The 20,037-nt window shown below is 36.1% G+C and carries 17 protein-coding genes and 1 riboswitch; of the genes, 2 read left to right on the forward strand and 15 right to left on the reverse strand.

The features are described from left to right. Positions 1-53 precede the first annotated feature (53 nt). The 15 genes from V5M37_RS23880 to V5M37_RS23950 form a co-directional block, all read right to left on the reverse strand. Positions 54-1,271, reverse strand: coding sequence for a hypothetical protein (locus tag V5M37_RS23880; protein ID WP_423799412.1), 1,218 nt, complete (start codon positions 1,269-1,271; stop codon positions 54-56). Beyond that, on the reverse strand, positions 1,255-2,721 hold the full coding sequence (locus V5M37_RS23885) for a lipopolysaccharide biosynthesis protein (protein ID WP_423799413.1): 1,467 nt from the start codon (positions 2,719-2,721) through the stop codon (positions 1,255-1,257). Before V5M37_RS23885 ends, V5M37_RS23880 begins: the two co-directional genes overlap by 17 nt. Continuing rightward, on the reverse strand, positions 2,718-4,166 hold the full coding sequence (locus V5M37_RS23890) for a hypothetical protein (RefSeq protein WP_423799414.1): 1,449 nt from the start codon (positions 4,164-4,166) through the stop codon (positions 2,718-2,720). Before V5M37_RS23890 ends, V5M37_RS23885 begins: the two co-directional genes overlap by 4 nt. A gap of 51 nt (positions 4,167-4,217) precedes the next feature. Then, on the reverse strand, positions 4,218-5,153 hold the full coding sequence (locus V5M37_RS23895) for a glycosyltransferase family 2 protein (RefSeq protein ID WP_423799415.1): 936 nt from the start codon (positions 5,151-5,153) through the stop codon (positions 4,218-4,220). A 94-nt stretch (positions 5,154-5,247) separates the two neighbouring features. Next, positions 5,248-6,291 carry a glycosyltransferase family 4 protein gene (locus tag V5M37_RS23900; RefSeq protein WP_423799416.1) on the reverse strand — a complete coding sequence of 348 codons (1,044 nt, stop codon included), beginning with the start codon at positions 6,289-6,291 and terminating at the stop codon, positions 5,248-5,250. A gap of 49 nt (positions 6,292-6,340) precedes the next feature. Continuing rightward, positions 6,341-7,507, reverse strand: coding sequence for a nucleotide sugar dehydrogenase (locus V5M37_RS23905; RefSeq protein ID WP_423799417.1), 1,167 nt, complete (start codon positions 7,505-7,507; stop codon positions 6,341-6,343). Positions 7,508-7,519: 12 nt separating this feature from the next. Next, positions 7,520-8,269 (reverse strand): glycosyltransferase family 2 protein, encoded by a 750-nt coding sequence (locus V5M37_RS23910; RefSeq protein ID WP_423799418.1) that lies wholly within the window; start codon positions 8,267-8,269, stop codon positions 7,520-7,522. 47 nt (positions 8,270-8,316) lie between these two features. Then, the gene (locus tag V5M37_RS23915) at positions 8,317-9,003 is read right to left on the reverse strand and encodes a CpsD/CapB family tyrosine-protein kinase (protein WP_423799419.1); all 687 of its coding nucleotides are present in this window, start codon (positions 9,001-9,003) and stop codon (positions 8,317-8,319) included. After that, a complete protein-coding gene (locus V5M37_RS23920) occupies positions 8,993-9,745 on the reverse strand; it encodes a YveK family protein (protein ID WP_423799420.1) in 753 nt (250 codons plus the stop codon). The genes V5M37_RS23915 and V5M37_RS23920 overlap by 11 nt, the downstream gene beginning before the upstream one ends. A gap of 107 nt (positions 9,746-9,852) precedes the next feature. Next, positions 9,853-11,133 (reverse strand): O-antigen ligase family protein, encoded by a 1,281-nt coding sequence (locus V5M37_RS23925; RefSeq protein WP_423799421.1) that lies wholly within the window; start codon positions 11,131-11,133, stop codon positions 9,853-9,855. A gap of 34 nt (positions 11,134-11,167) precedes the next feature. Further along, positions 11,168-12,181 (reverse strand): UDP-glucose 4-epimerase GalE, encoded by a 1,014-nt coding sequence (galE, locus tag V5M37_RS23930; protein ID WP_423799422.1) that lies wholly within the window; start codon positions 12,179-12,181, stop codon positions 11,168-11,170. A gap of 88 nt (positions 12,182-12,269) precedes the next feature. After that, positions 12,270-13,169, reverse strand: coding sequence for an alkaline phosphatase family protein (locus tag V5M37_RS23935; RefSeq protein WP_423799423.1), 900 nt, complete (start codon positions 13,167-13,169; stop codon positions 12,270-12,272). Between the two features lie 14 nt (positions 13,170-13,183). Next, positions 13,184-13,897: a sugar transferase gene (locus tag V5M37_RS23940; RefSeq protein ID WP_423799424.1), complete on the reverse strand. Its 714-nt coding sequence runs from the start codon at positions 13,895-13,897 to the stop codon at positions 13,184-13,186. 29 nt (positions 13,898-13,926) lie between these two features. Beyond that, positions 13,927-15,168 (reverse strand): DegT/DnrJ/EryC1/StrS family aminotransferase, encoded by a 1,242-nt coding sequence (locus tag V5M37_RS23945; RefSeq protein WP_423799425.1) that lies wholly within the window; start codon positions 15,166-15,168, stop codon positions 13,927-13,929. A gap of 41 nt (positions 15,169-15,209) precedes the next feature. After that, positions 15,210-17,036 carry a polysaccharide biosynthesis protein gene (locus V5M37_RS23950; protein ID WP_423799426.1) on the reverse strand — a complete coding sequence of 609 codons (1,827 nt, stop codon included), beginning with the start codon at positions 17,034-17,036 and terminating at the stop codon, positions 15,210-15,212. A gap of 514 nt (positions 17,037-17,550) precedes the next feature. Next, positions 17,551-17,665: riboswitch (SAM riboswitch) on the forward strand. An 82-nt stretch (positions 17,666-17,747) separates the two neighbouring features. Between V5M37_RS23950 and V5M37_RS23955 the strand changes: the two genes are divergently transcribed. Together V5M37_RS23955 and metC are read left to right on the forward strand one after the other, a co-directional pair. Then, complete coding sequence (locus V5M37_RS23955; RefSeq protein WP_423799427.1) at positions 17,748-18,860, forward strand: methionine biosynthesis PLP-dependent protein; 1,113 nt, start codon at positions 17,748-17,750, stop codon at positions 18,858-18,860. Next, positions 18,860-20,023 carry a cystathionine beta-lyase gene (gene metC / locus V5M37_RS23960; protein ID WP_423799428.1) on the forward strand — a complete coding sequence of 388 codons (1,164 nt, stop codon included), beginning with the start codon at positions 18,860-18,862 and terminating at the stop codon, positions 20,021-20,023. Before V5M37_RS23955 ends, metC begins: the two co-directional genes overlap by 1 nt. Positions 20,024-20,037: the final 14 nt, after the last annotated feature.

A 20,037-nucleotide genomic window follows, 5' to 3' on the forward strand; every position in this document is an offset into this window, starting at 1 on the left:
GTACAACTGTGTCACCAGCTATACATAATGGGGGGGTAGTCCAACATCGCCAATTAAGTTGAGTTCTTCATTTGCTGCTTATATTTTGAAGGTATAAGTGCTTTTATATTACTTGGTAAAAGCTTATAGAAAAGCAAAAGAAATTTTAAACCTTTCCTTTCCGCCGGTTTATTTTTTTCATAATACTTTAATAGCTTAGCGATAAATTTTCTGTTTAACGTAATAGACCTATCAATCGGTTCAACATATTCATATTTTTTACTATTCATATAACTATATAAAAGAATAGAAATTTTTTCATCATCATAAATTAGGTTTTTTCCGTAATTCTCCAGTCCAATCTTCATTGCCAACCTATTTAATAGTTCAACATATCTAATATTAAATTCTAGTTTTTGAACCTTGCAATGATAAAGCAAAGAAAAAAAGTAATCTAAATCATTCATACATTTTATATTATTGCTGCTATAGGTTGAATTGTTCAGCATATCATGTTCCCACGAAGAATCGTAATAGTTATCTCCGATATACCTTATATCAAGCGGGATCCATTCACCATTGACACAAATTTCGTAGCCGCTGGTTCCAAACGATCTTTTTCTTGCATTTGCCAGGAGCGCGAATTTTTTTACATCATCAGTTAAAACATCAATATCTTTATCATTATCAACAAATTCATATGGCAGGAATTCAAAATTCCTTAAAACCACATATTTTGAACAATTATTCATAACCTCAAAAAATTCTACCAAGCTAGGCCATTCATTTGCCCCTGCTAAATCTTGTTCTATTGTTAAAGTTTCTTCGTCATTATGGTCTAGGATATTAATGAAAGTTTGTGGAGAAAACAGCAAATACCCCAATTGAATCGTCATCGGGGTATTATAAGAAAAATACACTTGATCAAATTTAAAATCTTGATAAAATTTATTTTTCAAATTAACTATATTAGTATTACAATCTGTCAAAAAAGTTCCGTCTACACTATAGCATCCCCATTTTGCTTTATTATCCTCAAAGATAATGCACTCAAAGGTATTTTCCATATCCTGTATCTTAAAATTATTGTTGATAAAATCAGCTGAAAAGAGTCTGTTATAATTATTAACTTTATATTTCTCAGTCCAAATAATTTTTACAATCTTTATGATTTTAAAGTCATTGGCTAGCAAATTAATTACCTTTTGTTTACTCCCTAAATGCTTATTCCAAAGAAATAATAAGTGAATTGAACTTTTTTGGTCATAAAAGTCACTAATATTCTTTTTCACGTTTCCCAACCACTTTTCTTATAACATTTGTAATTTTATTTCTCATAACGACAATTAAGATTAATATTATCGCTAAAAGTATAAATTTCACCATGATCAGGTTATACAGCAACGTTGATGCTGCCGTTAAAAAACAAATCGTTAAAGTAATGAGCAAAATCTTTTTCATATCATAAATTTGGCTATTACCAATATTCTCTTTGCAAACCTTTTTCATAAAACCGAAATGGGCAATAGTAAAAATAACATAGCAGAATAAAGTCGTATATCCCGCTGCAAGATACCCATAAATAGGAATAAAAATATAGTTAAGCAGTATATTTAGAGCTGCCGCTGCTACTGAAGCCAACATCATAAATTTGGTTTTCATAAAATAAAACTCCACATTCGAAAAAAAAGAATATAAGAAGATAAAGTAAACGCTTAAAATAATGGGAGGAATAACCCAAATTGCTTCATGATAACTGGGCGGCGTAAATAACCTTATTATTTCTGGGGCGAAGATATTGAATAACACAATGATTGAGCCAATTAATATCAAGGTTTTTTGTGATGCATCACCTATTTCTTTATATTCCTTTTGTTCCAATTTCTGATACCTCCAAGGTGTAAGCGAGGCATTAATTGAATCACACAAAATAATCATTATCATCGCCACTGAATAAGCAACGCTGTAAATGGCTGCATAGTTGCTGCCTGCAAGATTATTGATCATAATTCTGTCTGATTGACTTAAAACCAAATTTGACAGATAATGCGGAACAAGTGGTAAATTAAAAACTAAGGCATATTTCCATATTTCTTTGTCAAAAAACTTTTTTCCTTTTAAAAAGTTTTTTAAATAGAAAGGTACAGCAATCAACGCTGGCATAATAGTCATAGCCAATATGTTCATGAAACCTCTGTTTTCACTGAAATAGACGGCGGCTATTGTTACCACAGTTGTTAAAATTGTGCTAAAAATAGTGACTGTAATCACATTTTTATACTCAAATTTAAACCTTTGGCCAACATACCAAAAATTAATTCCTGGAAGAAAAATAAAACAAATTAACATTGTAAGCATCAAAGTATGAGACAATTTCGTGAATTCATAAAAACTATTATGAAATAATAAGTAAATTAATAAAAGGCTTATAGCAAATACTGTCGATAGGCCTTGCAGTGAAGCTGTAAATTTATTTTCTTCATATTTTAATAAGCCGCGATTATATACACCCCCAGACAAATTTAAAGTAGCGAAGATAACCAAAATACTGGACCAAGCTGTATAAACACTTACAATTCCGTATTCTTCTGTTGATAACAACCTTGTAAATATTGGAATCGTCAAAAAGGAAATTCCCTTTTGCAGAAAACTTCCCACCATAAACCAGACTGATGCTTTGACCGGCTTTGACATTTTATTATAAGTCTTCGGAAAAGAAAGGACCGCTCCACTGACTTTCATATACTTTCCCTTCTGATTGATTTATAAATTTTCCTTGCCATTTCAAATAAACCAACCTTTTTTAGAAAAATAATAAAAAAGTCATAAATTTTAGCTGTTTTCTTTCTTATCGTTATTTTAATTCTGTTTTTCAAAAGCCTCTTATTTCTTAAGGCATGATCTCTTGTTATATATTTTTCAATCATATGTTTCTTTTTATCGGAATCGATATCGCTATATTCCAGCGCAATTGGTAATGACATAAATTTCAACTCATCGTAAACGAAAAAATTGTTAGTATCATACAAAAAGTCATACTTCTGCGTAATTTTTGTGATCTCATCGGAGCTTAATGATTTGTCCATTTGGAATATACCGCCAACATCCTCAATCCCATAAACCGCCAATGTAGCGTTGGGACACATAATTACCGACTCTGTATGTTCATTTTTGCTTTTGATTTTCAATATGTCCTTGATTGTATTTGGGTACTTATCTGGCAAGCCATTGTTTAGGTGATTTACCGAATTTTCATTTAGCAATAAATCTACTACTTGAGCTGCTTCCCGATCGGTATCAGTAATGTGTATGGAGTGTTTATCCAGTTTAAAAATATTGCGAATATCTTCCTTTAATTTAAGAATTATTTCAAAATCATCGTTTTCTAGGATAATAATGGTGAATTTCCCTTCCCCATAACAATAATCCACCTTCCGGTTAACTCCCGAATAGTGATTGCTATAATTGCCTATCCAATCTTGATGACCATAAATTTGAATCATTAAATTTCGAAGCCCATTATAGGTTAAATTGATATTTTTCCAATAAATAACTTTAGACGTTTTTTTTATTAATTCAAAAGCTTGATCTCTCTTACTTTGACTGGCAGCACTGGGCCACAAGCATGCTACATATATATCCTTTTTTAATTTACAATAATTTTGGACCATAAAATCCAAATATTTTTCATCTAATAATGCGTTTCTGAAATATTCATAATTATAGTTTGATGAGGGAATATCCCGGAATTTTACAGCTTTCACAGTTTGATTAAAGTAAGCAGCGGAACTTACTCGATGGGCACCATCTAATATCCCCATATCATTGCCAACAGGGATGTATGAAATCCTCTCATCAAATCCATAAAACTTAATGTCATCAATCATTTCATCAAAAACGGTAATATAGTCTTCCAAACTATTTTTATTATCGTTGCCAGGCTCTTTAAATGAACCCTTTGAAAAGGCTTCTAAATGTTTCGTGTAGACTTCTGTTGCAAAGTTTGACCTTATATCTTGCTCCTTAAAAAGGATATACATGTATTTTGCAATCAAATCTAAACGATTAGCTTTTATTAGTTCATTAGCGCTAATCTCTAAAACTTCATATTTTGCATCTTCAGATATTTGTAATTTTGTAATCAAGTAATCTGTTACTAGGTTAAACGGCTTTATCTGTCCAATCATTTTCTAAACTCCTTGTATAGTAATGTAAGAGTTCTTCTAGAAAATTAATTTTCATCTTTCGATTAATTTAATCATTCTAATAGCTAACATATTTTTACACTTAATAAAAAAGTATTTTGATGTTGTAAAAGCAAATATCAGGTTTAGTACCATTTTAAATAATTGGTTTTTCTCCTTGCATATTAATGCTTTCTTAAAATAAATCTGTGCCTTATCAAAGTTTTCCATAGCTTTTATATTGGTCTTTTTGTTGATATATTGGTCAATTTTACTTTGGGTTATTAATTCAATGTTTTTAAAATTCTTTTGCAAAAAATTAGCAGATAAAAGCTGCTTTAATGCATTCGATCTTGATATACTAATCGGATTAAGCCGATAAGACAAAGTCACATTATGACAATTGCCAATCCGAAATTTTTTCTTGCATCTCAAAAGAAAATCATAATCTTCACACGTATGCAGGTTCCGATAGCCATTTAAATTAACATACACTTCTTTTTTAACTAACCAGGTTGGGTGCGGAATGCAATTATCATATTTCAAAACACGATTAATAATATGATGTGAAACAGGATGATTTGACGATTCCTGGATAATACTGCCGATATCATCTATTCTCCTAATCTTAGATCCTACAAGGTCTAAATTATATTGTTTTAGGTAATATAATTGATTTTCTAATCTGTGATGGTCCGAAACATCATCTGCATCCATTCGGGCTATATATTCGCCGTTACAATATTCCAAGGCTTTATTAAGACTATTAGTCAGTCCTATATTTTTATCATTTTCGATGACAATAATCCGCTCATCTTTCTTTGCATACTCAAATACCACTCTTTTTATCAGCAGATTATTAGGATTATCCAATACGATGACGAATTCAAGGTGTGAATGGGTTTGATTTAAAATGGATTCAATACTGCCTTTAAGCCACTCTTCCTTCTCATTATAGGTACTCATTATTACTGAAATTAATTCCTTCATTTTTAACATCCCCGTTGGTTTGTGTTTCATTAGCAAAATCACGCATCATTAAAAACAAATAATCCCCATTTTTTAGTAAAGATGGGGATCTCATTTAGTGTATATATTCGGACAACAATCTAGTAATAATACTTTCCGGTGTATAATCTTCAGCCTTTTTTAAGCATTCATTTTTCATTCCTTCAATCATGCCCGGTTTATCTATTATCTTTTCTAAGATTGATCTAAAACTAGTAATATCTTTAAACTCAAAAATATACCCCGTTTTTCCTTCAATAACAAATTCCTCTGCGGAATTCCACTTTGAGGCAACTACAGGAACACCTGCCGCATATGCATCAATAATAGTGCCTGGAAGCCCCTCTGTTTTAAACCGGGTTGGAAATAAGAGTAAAAAATAGTTTTTTAACACTTCAACCGAACGATTAAAATCAACAACACCTTTATAACTAATGTATTCCGGTGACTTCTTCATTAATTGGTTAAATTTGTCCTCATACTCGCTTTCAATCGGACCAAATATATCAAGTTCATACACTACGCCATTGCGGGAAGAGTTTATATTTGTAACAACTTCAATCGCATCTTCGATTCCCTTCTCTTCCATAACCCTTGAAAAAATACATAATTTATAAGGTGTTGAAAAGTGTTTTTGAAGTCTTTCCTCATCAAGTATTTCCAAATTTTTAAAATTTGGCATAACTTGAATATTGTTCAATCCATTTTCATTTAGCGAATTTTTAATAAAAGCCGTTTCAACAAATATATTATCGAATAATTTAAGGAATTTTAGCAGCCATCTGTTTAGACTAATCAATGATGGCAGCCATCCCCCTACCACAAAATAGTGGATCCTTTTTCTCATCAATTTATTTAACATTGAAAAAATTGGAACAAATACTTTAACTCCATTGTGTGCTGGTAAAATAATAATATTGTCGCACCTTTTCAGCAGTAAAATACACTGGAGAAGCAGCTTTAGCGGTTTTTTTCTCCAATTGAATGTATCTACATACATTACTTGCTTTTTCCCGATGGTACCTTCCAATTCTTCTTTCAATATCTTTGTTTTTACCGTCTGTCCATCCACGAATATGTGATCACCGCCAAAATGCCCACATATCCCTACCTTATACACATTGAATCACCCTCTTCAATCCGTATATTAAATACTAAGATTTAAATTATTAATCTCTGCTAAATAAATCCCTTGTATAAACCTTATGGGCTGCTTCTTTAAGGTCATTCGTTAATCTGTTAGCGACAATCACATCACTTATTCGCTTAAATTCTTCAAAGTCATTAATTACTTTAGAATTAAAGAATTTTTCTTCATGAATAGATGGCTCATAGACAACGACTTCAATTCCTTTAGCTTTAATGCGCTTCATAATACCTTGAATGGCGGATTGCCTGAAGTTATCAGAGTCCATTTTCATGGTCAGCCTATAGATTCCTACAATCTTGGGATTTCTCTTCAAAATTGAGTCCGCTATATGATCTTTTCTTGTTCTATTCGCATCAACAATTGCTTTCATGATATTATTTGGAACATCTGCATAATTAGCGAGTAACTGTTTTGTATCTTTAGGCAGGCAATAGCCTCCATACCCAAAAGAAGGATTATTGTAATGATTCCCTATCCGGGGATCAAGTCCAACTCCTTCAATGATTTGTTTTGACTCTAATCCTCTAACCTCTGCATACGAATCGAGCTCATTAAAAAAAGCGACTCTCATCGCCAAGTAGGTATTGGAAAACAGTTTAATAGCTTCTGCTTCTGTTGAATTTGTAAATAAAACAGAGATATCGTCTTTTAAAGAACCTTCAACTAATAAATCTGCAAATACCCTAGCCCTGTCAGATTGTTCACCAACAACAATTCTTGAAGGATATAAGTTATCATAAAGAGCTTTTCCTTCTCTTAAAAATTCCGGGGAGAATATAATATTTTCTGTTTCAAATTTCTTTCTTACCTTCTCCGTATAGCCTACCGGTACGGTTGATTTAATGACCATAACCGCCTTGGGATTGATAGCTAATACGTTAGCAATAACCGCTTCAACACTTCTTGTATTAAAATAATTCTTATCCGGATCATAGTCAGTGGGGGTGGAGATAATAACATATTCTGCGTCTTTATAAGCGATATAATTATCAGTTGTTGCTATCAGGTTTAATTCTTTCGTAGACAAATACTCTTCTATCTCATAATCATTAATTGGCGACCTCTTATTGTTAATAAAATTTACTTTTTCTTGCAAAATATCTAACGCAATGACTTCGTTATGCTGCGCTAATAGGATTGCATTTGATAAGCCTACATAGCCTATCCCGGCGATTGTTATTTTCATTTATATCCTCACCTACTTGATCTTAAAAACTTTTAAGAAAACCCAACAGCATATATGAAATGAAGAGCGGATAACTGACAGTTTTTCTATTTCTCTATATAAGTACCAGTGATATTTCACTAAGTCTAACTTATTACTTGATATCGAATTACTTCTTACTCTGTATTTCATCAGAATCTCAGGCAATCCATAAATGTACTTCTCTTTCTTTAATATCTGCAGCCAAAGAGCATCATCATTTCTTTTCCTTATATTGGGTACAACGAACTTTCCTAAATGTTGACTATTGTACATCACTGTCGAATTACCGACAGGACAGCTTAGCAATACACCGTTATAGTTAGTTTTGTTCTTTGTTTTAATTGATTTATTTAAAGGAGTGCCTTTCTCATCAATCTGCTCATATTCAGTACAGGTAAAATCGTAGCCATTCTTTTTCATAAAGGATAGCTGCCGCTCAAGTTTTTCCGTAGGCCATAGATCATCACTGTCTAAAAATGCCATATATGTTCCCGACGCAAGCTCCATCGCCTTGGTTCTGGCTACAGCAGCCCCTGAATTTTTTTCAAGTAAATGATACTTAATTCGCTTGTCCTGATTAATATATTCCTCTACAATTTCTTTGGTGTTGTCAGTTGAGCAATCATCAACAATAATCATTTCCCAGTTCTGATAGGTTTGTTGCCTAACCGACTCTATCGTTTCAGCGATAAACTTACCGCAATTATAGGTAGGTGTTATGATTGAAACTAAATCATTCATTGCATCTAATCCTCACTCTTAAAAAATAGTGGTAATTATTTTGAACTTTAATAATAGTAATAATCTGACTGTTTAACCTTCTTGTTGTTTAACACAACGCCCAACAGCTTACTTTGTGCTGCGTCTAAAAGCTCCTTCGCTTTAACGATCCGGTTTTTTTCGGTTTTACGGCTGGAAACAATCAAAACAGTTCCATCACATTTATTGGCCAATATCTGCGCATCAGCAACCGTTAAAACTGGAGGCGTGTCGAAAATCACTAAGTCAAATGATTCCAGGACTTCTGCATAGAAATGATCCATCGCTTTTGAGCCGAGTAATTCAGCAGGATTCGGCGGAATGGGTCCGCTTGTTAGAAGATAAAGATTTTCATCTATTTCTGCAACTGCCTGTTCTAGGTTTATTTGCTTTGTTAATACACTCGTCAGCCCAAACGTATTAGTCTGATTAAAGGTATATTGCATCGTTGGTTTTCGCAGGTCAGCATCGACAAGCAGCACATTCTTTCCTTGCTGTGCAAAAGCCACTGCTAAATTTGCCGCAGTTGTCGATTTTCCATCACCTGGATCGGCAGATGTTAACATTAATGATTTTATTTCTTGGTCAACGGAGGAAAATTGGATATTCGTGCGAATGATTCGATATTGCTCAGCAATCGGTGATTTAGAATCTAACAAGGTAATTAATGTTCTTTTATTTGAATGAGCCAGTTTTTTGTTTTTGCTACGAACCAATTGTCTCACCTCTTAACCTTGCATTTTGCTCTGAACTGATATCATTCATATTATCTTTTAGGTTTAATTTATCCATTGTCGCGATGATACCAAGTACAGGGACACCAATTAGCTTTTCAATTTCTTGCTCATTTTCAATCGTGTTATCAAAGAATTCTAATAGGAGCGCAATGCTTACTCCCGCCATGAGACCAACCGCAAAAGAAATCGCCATAATCAACATTGTCCTAGGCTTTATTGGTGAAGGGTGGTCGGATATATCAGCTTCTGTAAGAATGCTGACATTATCCACATTCATGATTTTAACGATTTCACTTTTGAAAATTTCAGCCGTTTTATTCGCAATGTTCGCAGCCTTTTCAAAATTTGGATCTTGAACAGATAAGTTGACTACTTGTGAGTTTTCTTCGTTTCCGACGCTGATTTTTTGAGTCAATTGTTTTACCGTCATATCTAAATTTAAATCCTTTATGACAATTTCCAGGATGGCCGGGCTTTTTATGATGACATTATAGGTATTAATTAATTGGAGGTTAGTTTGTACTTCACTGTATTGATATGGAGTTTGTACACTTTTTGATTGATTGACAAGCAATTGCGTGGATGCTTGATAAACTGGTGTTAAGAAATAGAAGCTTACGACCCCGCTTATTAATACAGCCATGAAGGTGATGCCCAATATTAAAATAAGCCGCTTTCGCAAAGTTTTAAGCAACTCTTTTATACTAATCGTTTCTTCCATTGTGCCCTCCTAAATTTTTAAAGGAACAAAGTATCACTATTAAAGAACAACCAAAATACAAATATTTCACTTTAAACGTATTTCTTTAAAGTATATTAATTAGTTCTTTAATAATAACTCTCTAATTCAAAATTATTTTTATGGCAATATTGCTGTGTAAGCTGATGTTTGGAGATATTTTTTTGCTTTATTTGTAATATTGTTCTATCAGCCTCAAACAAATATCTTTGAAGGAGAGCAAAGATTAAGAACATTGACTCATTTACGATCACAGACAATGAGTTCATCAGGATCACCATGGAGAAAAAGGCCATTAATAAATATCGGGCTTTTGTTCCATACTTTCTAATTGAAAAGTATTCTAAAAATATGCTTATGAAAACGAGAATGTATAACAAAAATCCAATAACCCCTGATTCTGTTAATACCTCCAGGAAAGTATTGTGCATAAAGTGACTGTCTCCATATAAATGCAAATTGTATGATCGATAATTAAATATTCCGATTCCAAAAAACGGATGGTCTTGGAACAACGTTAATCCATGCATCCATATATCAAATCGGCCGCTGCCGTTATCAGATGTTTCAAAACGTTCAATCATCAGCGTGTATAAGTCAATGGAAAAAATAAATTTACAAAGTAAATTTATAAAGAAAGCGAACAGTGGTATAAATAACAGCATTTTGATTTTTTGCGAAGGTTTCATCGAAAAAAATACAACTATAAGCCCTGCTGCTAAAGCAATTCCTCCACCACGTGAATTAGTGAGCAGCAATGTCATTGAAGTCAACAATAGTCCGAACTTTGAACTTTTCTTATGCAAATGTGTAAGATAGTAGAAAAAAAATAGTAAGTTCCCGAAACAGAAAAAGTTCGGATCATAAAACGTTCCAATTAATCTAGGAAACCCGCGATCAATCAAAACTCCCAGATGACGAATTCCGTTACCGGAAAAGTTAAAACTTAACATAGCAAGTCCTAAAAAGTAGAGTAACAATGATAAAAGATTGAAAATAATCCCGGTTCTGCCAATTGCCTTTTCGATTCCTTCTATGCTTGTCCTAAAAAGAATATGCCGCATGACAAAATAACAAAAAAAGACAAGCCAAACCCCCAAAATCAAACGCAAGCTGCTTTCTGGAAACTTTGCAAATAACCCAGTCGAACAATAATAAAGAAAAAAAACCATTAGGGCGATTTCGAAAGGCCTTAGTTTTGGAATTTTGAAATTAAAAAAACCATATAAAAACATCAAAGCGCATACCATCATGTAGGGCAGCAAGGAAAACCCAATATCTATATGATAAGCACCTAATGTAACCGAAAAAACCAGAAGTATGACTATGGAAATACGCTCTTTCGGTGGTGTTGATAGGCTAAAATCCATAAATGCACACCCTCCTGAAATGGTGTTAATTTATTTAAACTTTATATCCATGAGGATTCTTTTGTTGCCATCTCCATGAATCTCTGCACATTTCTTCAATTCCTCTTTTTGCAGCCCAGCCAAGTTCGCTCTTTGCCTTTTGTGGATCCGCATAGCAAACTGCTATATCTCCTGGTCTTTTATCAACAATCTTATAAGGGATTTTTCTTCCGGATGTCTTTTCAAAAGCTGAGTGCAATTCCAACACACTGTACCCCCTTCCTGTTCCTAGGTTATAGGCTTCAACTCCATTAGATAATCGTATTTTTTCCAGTGCCTTTAAATGGCCAGCCGCAAGGTCGACTACGTGAATGTAGTCTCTAACACCTGTTCCATCTATTGTTGGATAGTCATTACCAAACACTTGCAGTTCATTTAATTTCCCTGCAGCCACTTGGGTAATAAATGGCATTAAATTGTTAGGAATTCCGTTTGGATCTTCTCCAATCAATCCACTTTCATGTGCCCCAATAGGGTTAAAATAACGCAGCAAGGCAATGCTCCAGCTATTATCGGCAGCATATAAATCCCGCAAAACTTCCTCTATCATTAGCTTGGTGCGGCCATATGGGTTTGTTGCTCCAAGCAGGAAATCCTCTGAAATCGGCACCCTTTCCGGGATGCCATATACGGTTGCAGATGAGCTGAACACTAGCTTTTTTACATCATACTTATTCATTACCTCACAAAGGTTAAGCGTCCCGGAAATATTATTATGATAGTAACGAAGTGGAGTGGATATCGATTCCCCAACCGCTTTTAATCCGGCAAAATGAATGACTCCCTCAATGTGATTACTTGAGAACACATCCTCAAGAGCATTACGATTTAGTATATTAATCTCGTAAAACTTATATTCTTTACCCGTAATCTCTTTTACCCTATTTATTGAATCCGGTTTACTGTTGGAAAAATCATCTATAACAATAATTTCATAGCCGGCATTTAGCAGTTCTACACATGTATGGCTGCCAATATAACCTGCTCCACCTGTAATGAGTATAGACATATATATTCACTCCTAATTGGCTTGAGTGTTAATTCCAAAGTAATGCAAAAGACGAACAGGCAAGGCCTGTTCGTCTTTTGCATTTCCCTTATTTCCAAATGTTTATTATTGGTTGTACAGTATCGCTTTTCCCTGCATGTCCTAACCCGTATATATCCTCTATCGTTCTTAAAAGATTAAAATGGCTTAGATCCTCATTGAATTTCCCTGGTTTCACCATAGGACCAATGAAGATGGTTGGAATTTTATTTTCCTTTGAACCATTATCTTCATCCCAAGTGACAATCAATAAACTATTATTCCTTTTTGCCCATTGGAGATAGGAATCTATATGCTCCTTTAACCATTTGTCCGCCTGCTCAATCGACCCATCATGCATGTTATTTTGCTGATTTGGGATGATAAATGAAACAGTTGGGAGATTGCTAAAATCCTTTGGGAAATTTCCAAGCGGTTGATTTGTCTCTTGTGGGAGATTGCTGAAATTAACCCATGGATTATGCTTGCGGACATAGTTGCCGCTCGTCTTTCCGTTGAAACCAATCGAAGGCAGATCTTCCGAATACCCAGCAAAAGAAAAGCCCTTTTCAATAAGCTCACTTCCTAAATTAGGGGCTGAAAATTTAGACTCCGGTACATCGTTGCTTGAAACACCTTGATTAGAACCCGAGAATAGGTCTAAATAATTAGGCTGGCTCGGCCGGCTGGTACCATGATTATTCGTTAAGCTGGCACCCTCTGCAGCTAAAGAATTGATATATGGTGCTGACAGGTTTCCGATAATCTGCTCTTGTGAATGATTTTCTTCCACAATGATGACAATATGATCAATTTTCGGCAATTTCCCTGCTATTGTTGTTTCTTTTTCCTCGGAATTAACCGTTTCTTTTTTCGGCAACTCAGAGTTATTTTGTTTTTGGGAATAGTCTCGTGTACACGCACTCAAAACAAAAAAAACTGATAATAAAACAGCCAATTTCTTCTTCATATACTGCCTTCTCCCTAAAAATTTCTTTCTCTGCTTCTTTCTTTCTTAGTTACTGCTAGCACAGTTCCAAACATGATCCTGATTTCACCCAAAAAACTAAATTCTTCTATACCTCTTAAGTTATATTTCATCTTCTTGGGCAAAATATCCTTTAAATAGATCTCATCAACATCATTAGCATTAACCAAAAGCTTTTCCTCATCCTTATAGTGAATACTTGCTTTAGAGGTAACCCCTGCTGGAAGCAGCAATGTTGCCATCATCTCATCTGAATATTTTTCTACATATTTAACAACCTCAGGCCTTGTCCCGACAAAACTCATATCGCCTGCAATAATATTAAATAATTGGGGAATCTCATCCAATCTGAGTTTTCTTAAAATCTTTCCGACTCTTGTAACCCGGCTATCATTTTTAGTGGTTATTTGTCCGCCAAGCTGTTCGGCATCCTTTACCATTGTTCGAAACTTAAATATCTTGAACTGCTTTCCATATTGCGTTACCCTTACTTGGCGAAACATAATAGGCCCCTTAGAATCTATCTTTATGGCAATACTAATTATAATGAAAATAGGGGAAAGAATAATGAAAATCAGAATAGCAAGTATGATATCAAATACACGCTTATTTAATAAACTAAGACGCTTCTTATTTAATGTATTGTAATATTTCCTTACGCTTTCTTTTTTTATGGCATCGGGTAAATCTTCCCATTCCCTTACTAGCACTAAGCTGTTCCCCCGCTTCTGTCACCAATTTACACTTCTTCCAGGGCTGTCTTTAAACTTTCAACTACATAAATTACATCCTCATCGCTTAACAAAGTATGCAATGGAAGTGTAATTTCATTAGCAAACTGCCTATAGGCATTTGGATATTCATTGATATGAAATCCCATTTTCTTATATGCGGTAAACAATGGAAGTGGTTTATAATGAACATTCGTGGCAATGCCCATCTCTGCCAATTTTTCTACAACTTTATTACGAGACTCTTTATCCTTATGAAGAAGTCTAACTAGGTATAGATGCCCGCTTGAAGAAAAGTCAATTCCATAATGATCTAATACATCAACTTCACTATCACGCAATCCATCATTATATCTTTCTATTAATGATCTTCTTCTTTCTAAAATTAACGGGTACCTTTCCATTTGCCCCAAACCAATGGAAGCCATAATATCAGTCATGTTACATTTATAGGCAGGTGAGAGAATATCATACTCCCACGCACCCAGTTTCGTTTTTGCAAGTGCATCCTTTGATTGACCGTGAAGAGAATACAGCATATATTTTTTATAAATGTCCTCATTGGCTATACCGGGTATGTCTCGCCAGGTTACCGCCCCGCCTTCCCCAGTAGTAAAATTTTTGACAGCATGAAAGGAAAAACTAGTAAAGTCTGCTGCTTCCCCACTATTTTTCCCTTTATAAGTTGCACCAAAGGAATGTGCGGCGTCAGCTAATACAATGATTCTGCCAAAAGCTGCTTGGATATCATTTGCAGGCCTAAAAAGATTTTGCTTCCTATTTACTATTTCAAAAACCTTCTCGTAATCACACATGATTCCTGCAATGTCCACCGGAATAATAGCCTTCGTATTTGCCGTAATAGCCTTTTCTAACTGCGCATAATCCATGTGAAAAGAATCTTCAGCCGTGTCTACAAGGACAATTTTTGCCCCGACATGATGAATGACGCTTGCAGAGGCTGTATAGGTATAAGCTGAAGTAATGACTTCATCGCCTTCGCCTATTCCTAACAATCTTAAAGTCAGCTCCATGCCAGCTGTTGCTGAATTTAAACACACAGCCATTGAGGTATTGGTAAACTCCGCAATTTTATTTTCTAAAAGCTTTGTCTTAGGGCCGGTTGTGATCCAACCGGATTTTAATGTGTTGACAACTTCGTTAATTTCAATTTCCGATATATCTGGAGGTGAAAATGGAATATTTCTTTTAACATTTGTCACTCTAGAATGAGAGATTGGCAAATTCATAATATTTATCAACCCTTTTCCTATAGTTTCCGCATAGCAAACTAACCGGAAATAGACAATGCTCTTTTGGCGGGCAATCGGTTATTTGCAATCTTTAACAGCAGTTCAGAAAGCTCTTGTTTGTCCATGTCAGCAAAATTTATGATTAAATCGTCAATCTCTTCTATAAAAAGCTCTGAGGTTTTACCAATATAAATTTTCGGGTAGACTTGCTCTTCCTGTACTTCATCCTCTTTTAAAAGTTCTTCAAACAGCTTTTCACCTGGCCTCATCCCCGTTATTTCGATCCCAATTTCCTCAATGGAATATCCGGATAGTTTGATTAAATTTTTGGCAAGGTCGATAATTTTAACCGGTTCTCCCATATCTAAAACAAATATTTCTCCACCCTTGGCAAGTGCGCCGGCCTGGATGACCAGCCTTGAGGCTTCAGGGATTGTCATAAAATAACGCTTCATATCAGGATGAGTAACGGTAACAGGGCCTCCCTGTTCAATTTGCCGTTTAAATAACGGAATCACACTGCCCCTGCTTCCCAATACATTGCCAAAGCGAACAGCAACGAACTTCGTTCCGCACTTCTTATCCATTGACTGAATGATCATTTCTGCCATTCTTTTCGTTGACCCCATAACACTAGTTGGATTAACGGCTTTATCGGTGGAAATCATTACGAAGGTTTTCACACCATACAAACTGGCTGCCTTTGCCACATTCATTGTTCCAATCACATTGTTTTTCACTGCTTCTTCAGGGTTGTGTTCCATTAGCGGTACATGTTTGTGTGCCGCAGCGTGATAAATAACCTCTGGCCGATGATGCATCATAACAGCCTCCATTTTTGCCCCATCTTGGATATCGGCAATTTCTGCTATGAATTTAATTGCTGATTCGCCAAAGCTTTCTTTCAGTTCCATTTCAATTGAATATATACTGTTTTCACCATGACCAAGCAAGACGATTTTAAGAGGGTTAAAACGGGCAATTTGCCGGCAAATTTCAGAACCAATCGAACCTCCTGCACCTGTAACCAACACCGTTTTGCCGGTAATGTTTTTTGATATAGAAGCAATATCCAACTCTACAGGATCTCTCCCCAGAAGGTCCTCGACCTGAACGTCCCGAAATTGATTTACGGATACCTTTCCAGTCACCAAATCTTCAATCATTGGAAGAATTTTAGTTTTTGCAGGCGTTTTGGCACATTCCTGAAAAATCACATTTAACTCTTTCTTGCTAAGTGAGGGAATAGCAATAACAATATTTTTAATGTTATAGTTTTGAACAGCTTGTTCAATGGAGGCTACCCCGCCAACAACAGGAATCCCAAGAATATCTAGCTTATGTTTGTGGATGTCATCGTCAATGAAGCCCACAGGAAGAAGATTGATGCCCCGATTCTTCAATAACTGTCTAGCAACCATTGTCCCCGCTGCTCCCGCACCAATGATGAGGGTACGATTTTTATTTTGGTTCTTTTGATAATGAGAATCTCGAAAAACTCTCCAGCAAAATCTGGACCCGCCAATGAATATAATATGGAGTAACCAAGTAACAGTGAGAAGCCTGACATTGATTTCAAGGAAGAAAGTTTTCTGCAGGACTGCAGCAAAAATAATGGAATAGGTCACAACCTTAAAAATGATTAATAACTCTCCTATGCTGGCATATTCCCAAGCCTTTTTATAAAGGTTGAGCATGACTGAAAAGATGTGGTGGCTAAGTAAAATTGAAAATGAAGTAAAAATAATCAAAAAGGTAAATAAATGAGTGGTAGCATCAACCAGAAATCTGCTTAAGAATATTGCACCTATGACAATACATGAGTCTATTAAAAAAAATAATGACAACCTCTGTCTGTAGGTCATAATCTCTCCCCTTTTGTACATTAGCTTTTATAGCAGCCAAGATTAAAGCTTTTGATTATCCAGGCTTCGTGAAGCCCTAAATAATCAAAAACTTTAATTATATATAGGGCATCTAACCCCCCCTCACACCACGCTCTCGACGACTTGCGTCTAAGGTATATTTCAACCCACAGCATGATCGAGTGTCTCCTTTGATAATGGCTAGGAAACCTCACCAGTAAATTCTATTTTACGAATCACTTGTACCTTAACAAGAACTATTTTATTTGCAAAAAATACCATTCAGAACATACTAGGTAAATATCCCTAATATTTTTTTCCTCCCGTTCTGTTTTGTAAAATCCGAAATAAAATAGTAATTTACAATAATGAGGACAAGCCAAAAATGGACAATTGTACTTTTAGAGCTGATAATAGAATTGTTTTACACTTTACTGCTTTCCTTGGATAAAAAACTAATTGACGAACCGCCAAAACTGTAGTAAATTTTATAAATAGTCAAAATATTAATATGTTCTTATCAAGAGAGGTTGAGGGAAGGGCCCGGTGACACCTCAGCAACCTTCAATGTCTTTTACATTGAAACGGTGCTAAGTCCTGCAAATTGTTACTAATTTGCGAGATAAGAAGAGTGACAGATGTATTGTACATGCAAAGGTCTTCTTCTTATAGAAGGCCTTTTTTTAATATCAAAAAGGAGTGTAGACAACAATGTATAAAATCGATACGAAACTTGCTCAAATTGGGAACCGCAGTGAAACTACAACAGGAACTGTAAATCCCCCAGTCTATTTTTCAACTGCATTCCGGCACGAGGGGATTGGACAATCCACAGGATTTGATTATATTCGAACCGGAAATCCAACACGTCAGCTGCTTGAGAAAACTATCGCCGATTTAGAAGGCGGAGACCAAGGCTTTGCCTGCAGTTCTGGAATGGGGGCCATTTTAACGATTCTTTCCTTATTTCAGTCTGGTGATGAATGGCTGGTTAGCGAGGATTTATATGGCGGAACCTACCGTTTGCTCGAAAAAGGCTTTCAAAAGTGGGGCTTGAAAAGCCAATATGTAAATACCTGTTGTCCTGAAGAGGTTGAAAACAACATTACACCAAATACAAAAGCAATCTTCTTGGAGACACCAACTAATCCGCTTATGCAGGAAGCTGATATTGCCGCCATTGCAAAAATTGCCAAAGCGCATGACATATTGTTAATTGTGGACAACACCTTCTATACCCCTCTTCTGCAGCAGCCGATTTCACTTGGAGCAGATATCGTGATTCATAGTGCAACGAAATACCTTGGAGGCCACAATGATGTTCTAGCTGGACTGATTGTCGCGAAGGGTAAGGAACTTTGTGAGGCATTGGCCTTCCATCATAACGGTGCGGGTGCCGTTTTAAGCCCCTTCGATTCCTGGTTGTTAATGCGCGGGATGAAAACATTGTCGCTCCGTATGGAACGGCATGAGAAAAACGCTAAGGCTGTTGTTGAGTTTCTTTCTAATAGCGATGCGGTGACAGATGTCCTTTACCCAGGAAGAGGCGGTATGGTTTCTTTCCGTATTAAAGATGAAACGTGGGTAAATCCGTTCCTGCAAAACATAAAACTGATTTCGTTTGCTGAAAGCCTTGGCGGAACCGAAAGCTTTATCACGTATCCAGCGACCCAGACCCACGCTGATATCCCGGAAGAAATCCGAATTGCACAAGGTGTCTGTAACCGTCTATTGCGTTTTTCTGTAGGAATTGAAGATGCAGGAGATATCATTTTTGACCTAGAGCAGGCTTTTGCTAAGTTAGTTGAAGGAGTGAATGTGTGATGGAACACGAAGAATTTAGTTTTGAAACGAGACTTCTTCATAATCGGCATAAAATGGATGCACAAACAGGAGCAGTCAGTGTCCCGATCCAGCATGCATCTACCTTTCATCAGTTTGAAATCGACAGTTTTGGAAAATACGATTACGCCCGCAGCTTAAATCCAACTCGGGAAGCTCTGGAGGATATTATTGCAGAGCTCGAAGGCGGAGTCCGAGGATTTGCTTTTTCATCGGGGATGGCTGCCATTTCCACCGCCTTCCTACTTCTCTCCTCCGGAGATCACGTGATTGTCACAGAAGATGTTTATGGCGGAACTTATCGAATGGTGACACAAGTCCTGACTCGTTTCGGGATTGAACATACATTTGTAGACATGACTGACTTTGATCAAATTAAGCAAGCAATTAAGCCAAATACAAAGGCGTTTTATGTAGAAACACCATCCAACCCGTTGTTGAAGGTTACCGACATCAAAGCCATCAGCCAGCTGGCAAAGTCCATTGACGCCCTGACTTTTGTTGATAATACCTTCCTAACTCCTGCACTGCAACGGCCGTTAGAGCTTGGTGCTGATATTGTCCTTCACAGCGCCACTAAGTTTCTTTCAGGCCACAGCGATGTCGTCGCAGGACTTGCCGTAGTAAAGGACGGGGAACTAGCAAAACAGCTTTATTTTTTACAAAATTCGTTTGGAGCAGTTCTCGGTGTGCAGGATGCCTGGCTTGTGATGAGAGGTCTAAAAACGCTTCAGGTCCGGCTTGAGCAATCGCAGAGAGCTGCATTAGAGATTGCGAAATTCCTAGAGTCACATCCAGCTATTGAAAAAGTGTATTACCCAGCGCTTGAAAATCATCCGCAAAAAGAATTGCAGGAGGCGCAAGCAAGCGGCGCTGGTGCAGTCCTTTCATTTGAGCTTGCTGATGAGGATGCCATGCGTACCTTTGTGTCAAATGTAAAAATTCCTGTCTTTGCGGTAAGCCTTGGTGCAGTAGAGTCGATTTTGTCTTATCCGGCTAAAATGTCCCATGCTGCCATGCCGCAGGAGGAAAGAGAAAAACGGGGAATTAAAAATAGCCTTCTTCGCCTATCCGTCGGACTGGAAAACCCTGCTGATTTAATCAAGGATTTTTCGCAAGCCTTGGAAAATCTGCAGAGTAAATAAGCTCTCTTAAGGAG

The organism is Neobacillus sp. SAB-20_R2A, from assembly GCF_049568635.1.
GTDB classification, from domain to species: Bacteria; Bacillota; Bacilli; order Bacillales; family Cytobacillaceae; genus Neobacillus; species Neobacillus citreus.

Bases quoted from the DNA above. Each gene is read 5' to 3' on its own strand.
- V5M37_RS23920 (WP_423799420.1), bottom strand. From the start codon at position 9,745: ATGGAAGAAACGATTAGTATAAAAGAGTTGCTTAAAACTTTGCGAAAG.
- V5M37_RS23950 (WP_423799426.1), bottom strand. From the start codon at position 17,036: ATGACCTACAGACAGAGGTTGTCATTATTTTTTTTAATAGACTCATGT.
- V5M37_RS23945 (WP_423799425.1), bottom strand. From the start codon at position 15,168: ATGAATTTGCCAATCTCTCATTCTAGAGTGACAAATGTTAAAAGAAAT.
- V5M37_RS23885 (WP_423799413.1), bottom strand. From the start codon at position 2,721: ATGAAAGTCAGTGGAGCGGTCCTTTCTTTTCCGAAGACTTATAATAAA.
- V5M37_RS23955 (WP_423799427.1), top strand. From the start codon at position 17,748: ATGTATAAAATCGATACGAAACTTGCTCAAATTGGGAACCGCAGTGAA.
- V5M37_RS23890 (WP_423799414.1), bottom strand. From the start codon at position 4,166: ATGATTGGACAGATAAAGCCGTTTAACCTAGTAACAGATTACTTGATT.
- V5M37_RS23895 (WP_423799415.1), bottom strand. From the start codon at position 5,153: ATGAAGGAATTAATTTCAGTAATAATGAGTACCTATAATGAGAAGGAA.
- V5M37_RS23925 (WP_423799421.1), bottom strand. From the start codon at position 11,133: ATGGATTTTAGCCTATCAACACCACCGAAAGAGCGTATTTCCATAGTC.
- V5M37_RS23910 (WP_423799418.1), bottom strand. From the start codon at position 8,269: ATGAATGATTTAGTTTCAATCATAACACCTACCTATAATTGCGGTAAG.
- V5M37_RS23905 (WP_423799417.1), bottom strand. From the start codon at position 7,507: ATGAAAATAACAATCGCCGGGATAGGCTATGTAGGCTTATCAAATGCA.
- galE (WP_423799422.1), bottom strand. From the start codon at position 12,181: ATGTCTATACTCATTACAGGTGGAGCAGGTTATATTGGCAGCCATACA.
- metC (WP_423799428.1), top strand. From the start codon at position 18,860: ATGGAACACGAAGAATTTAGTTTTGAAACGAGACTTCTTCATAATCGG.
- V5M37_RS23935 (WP_423799423.1), bottom strand. From the start codon at position 13,169: ATGAAGAAGAAATTGGCTGTTTTATTATCAGTTTTTTTTGTTTTGAGT.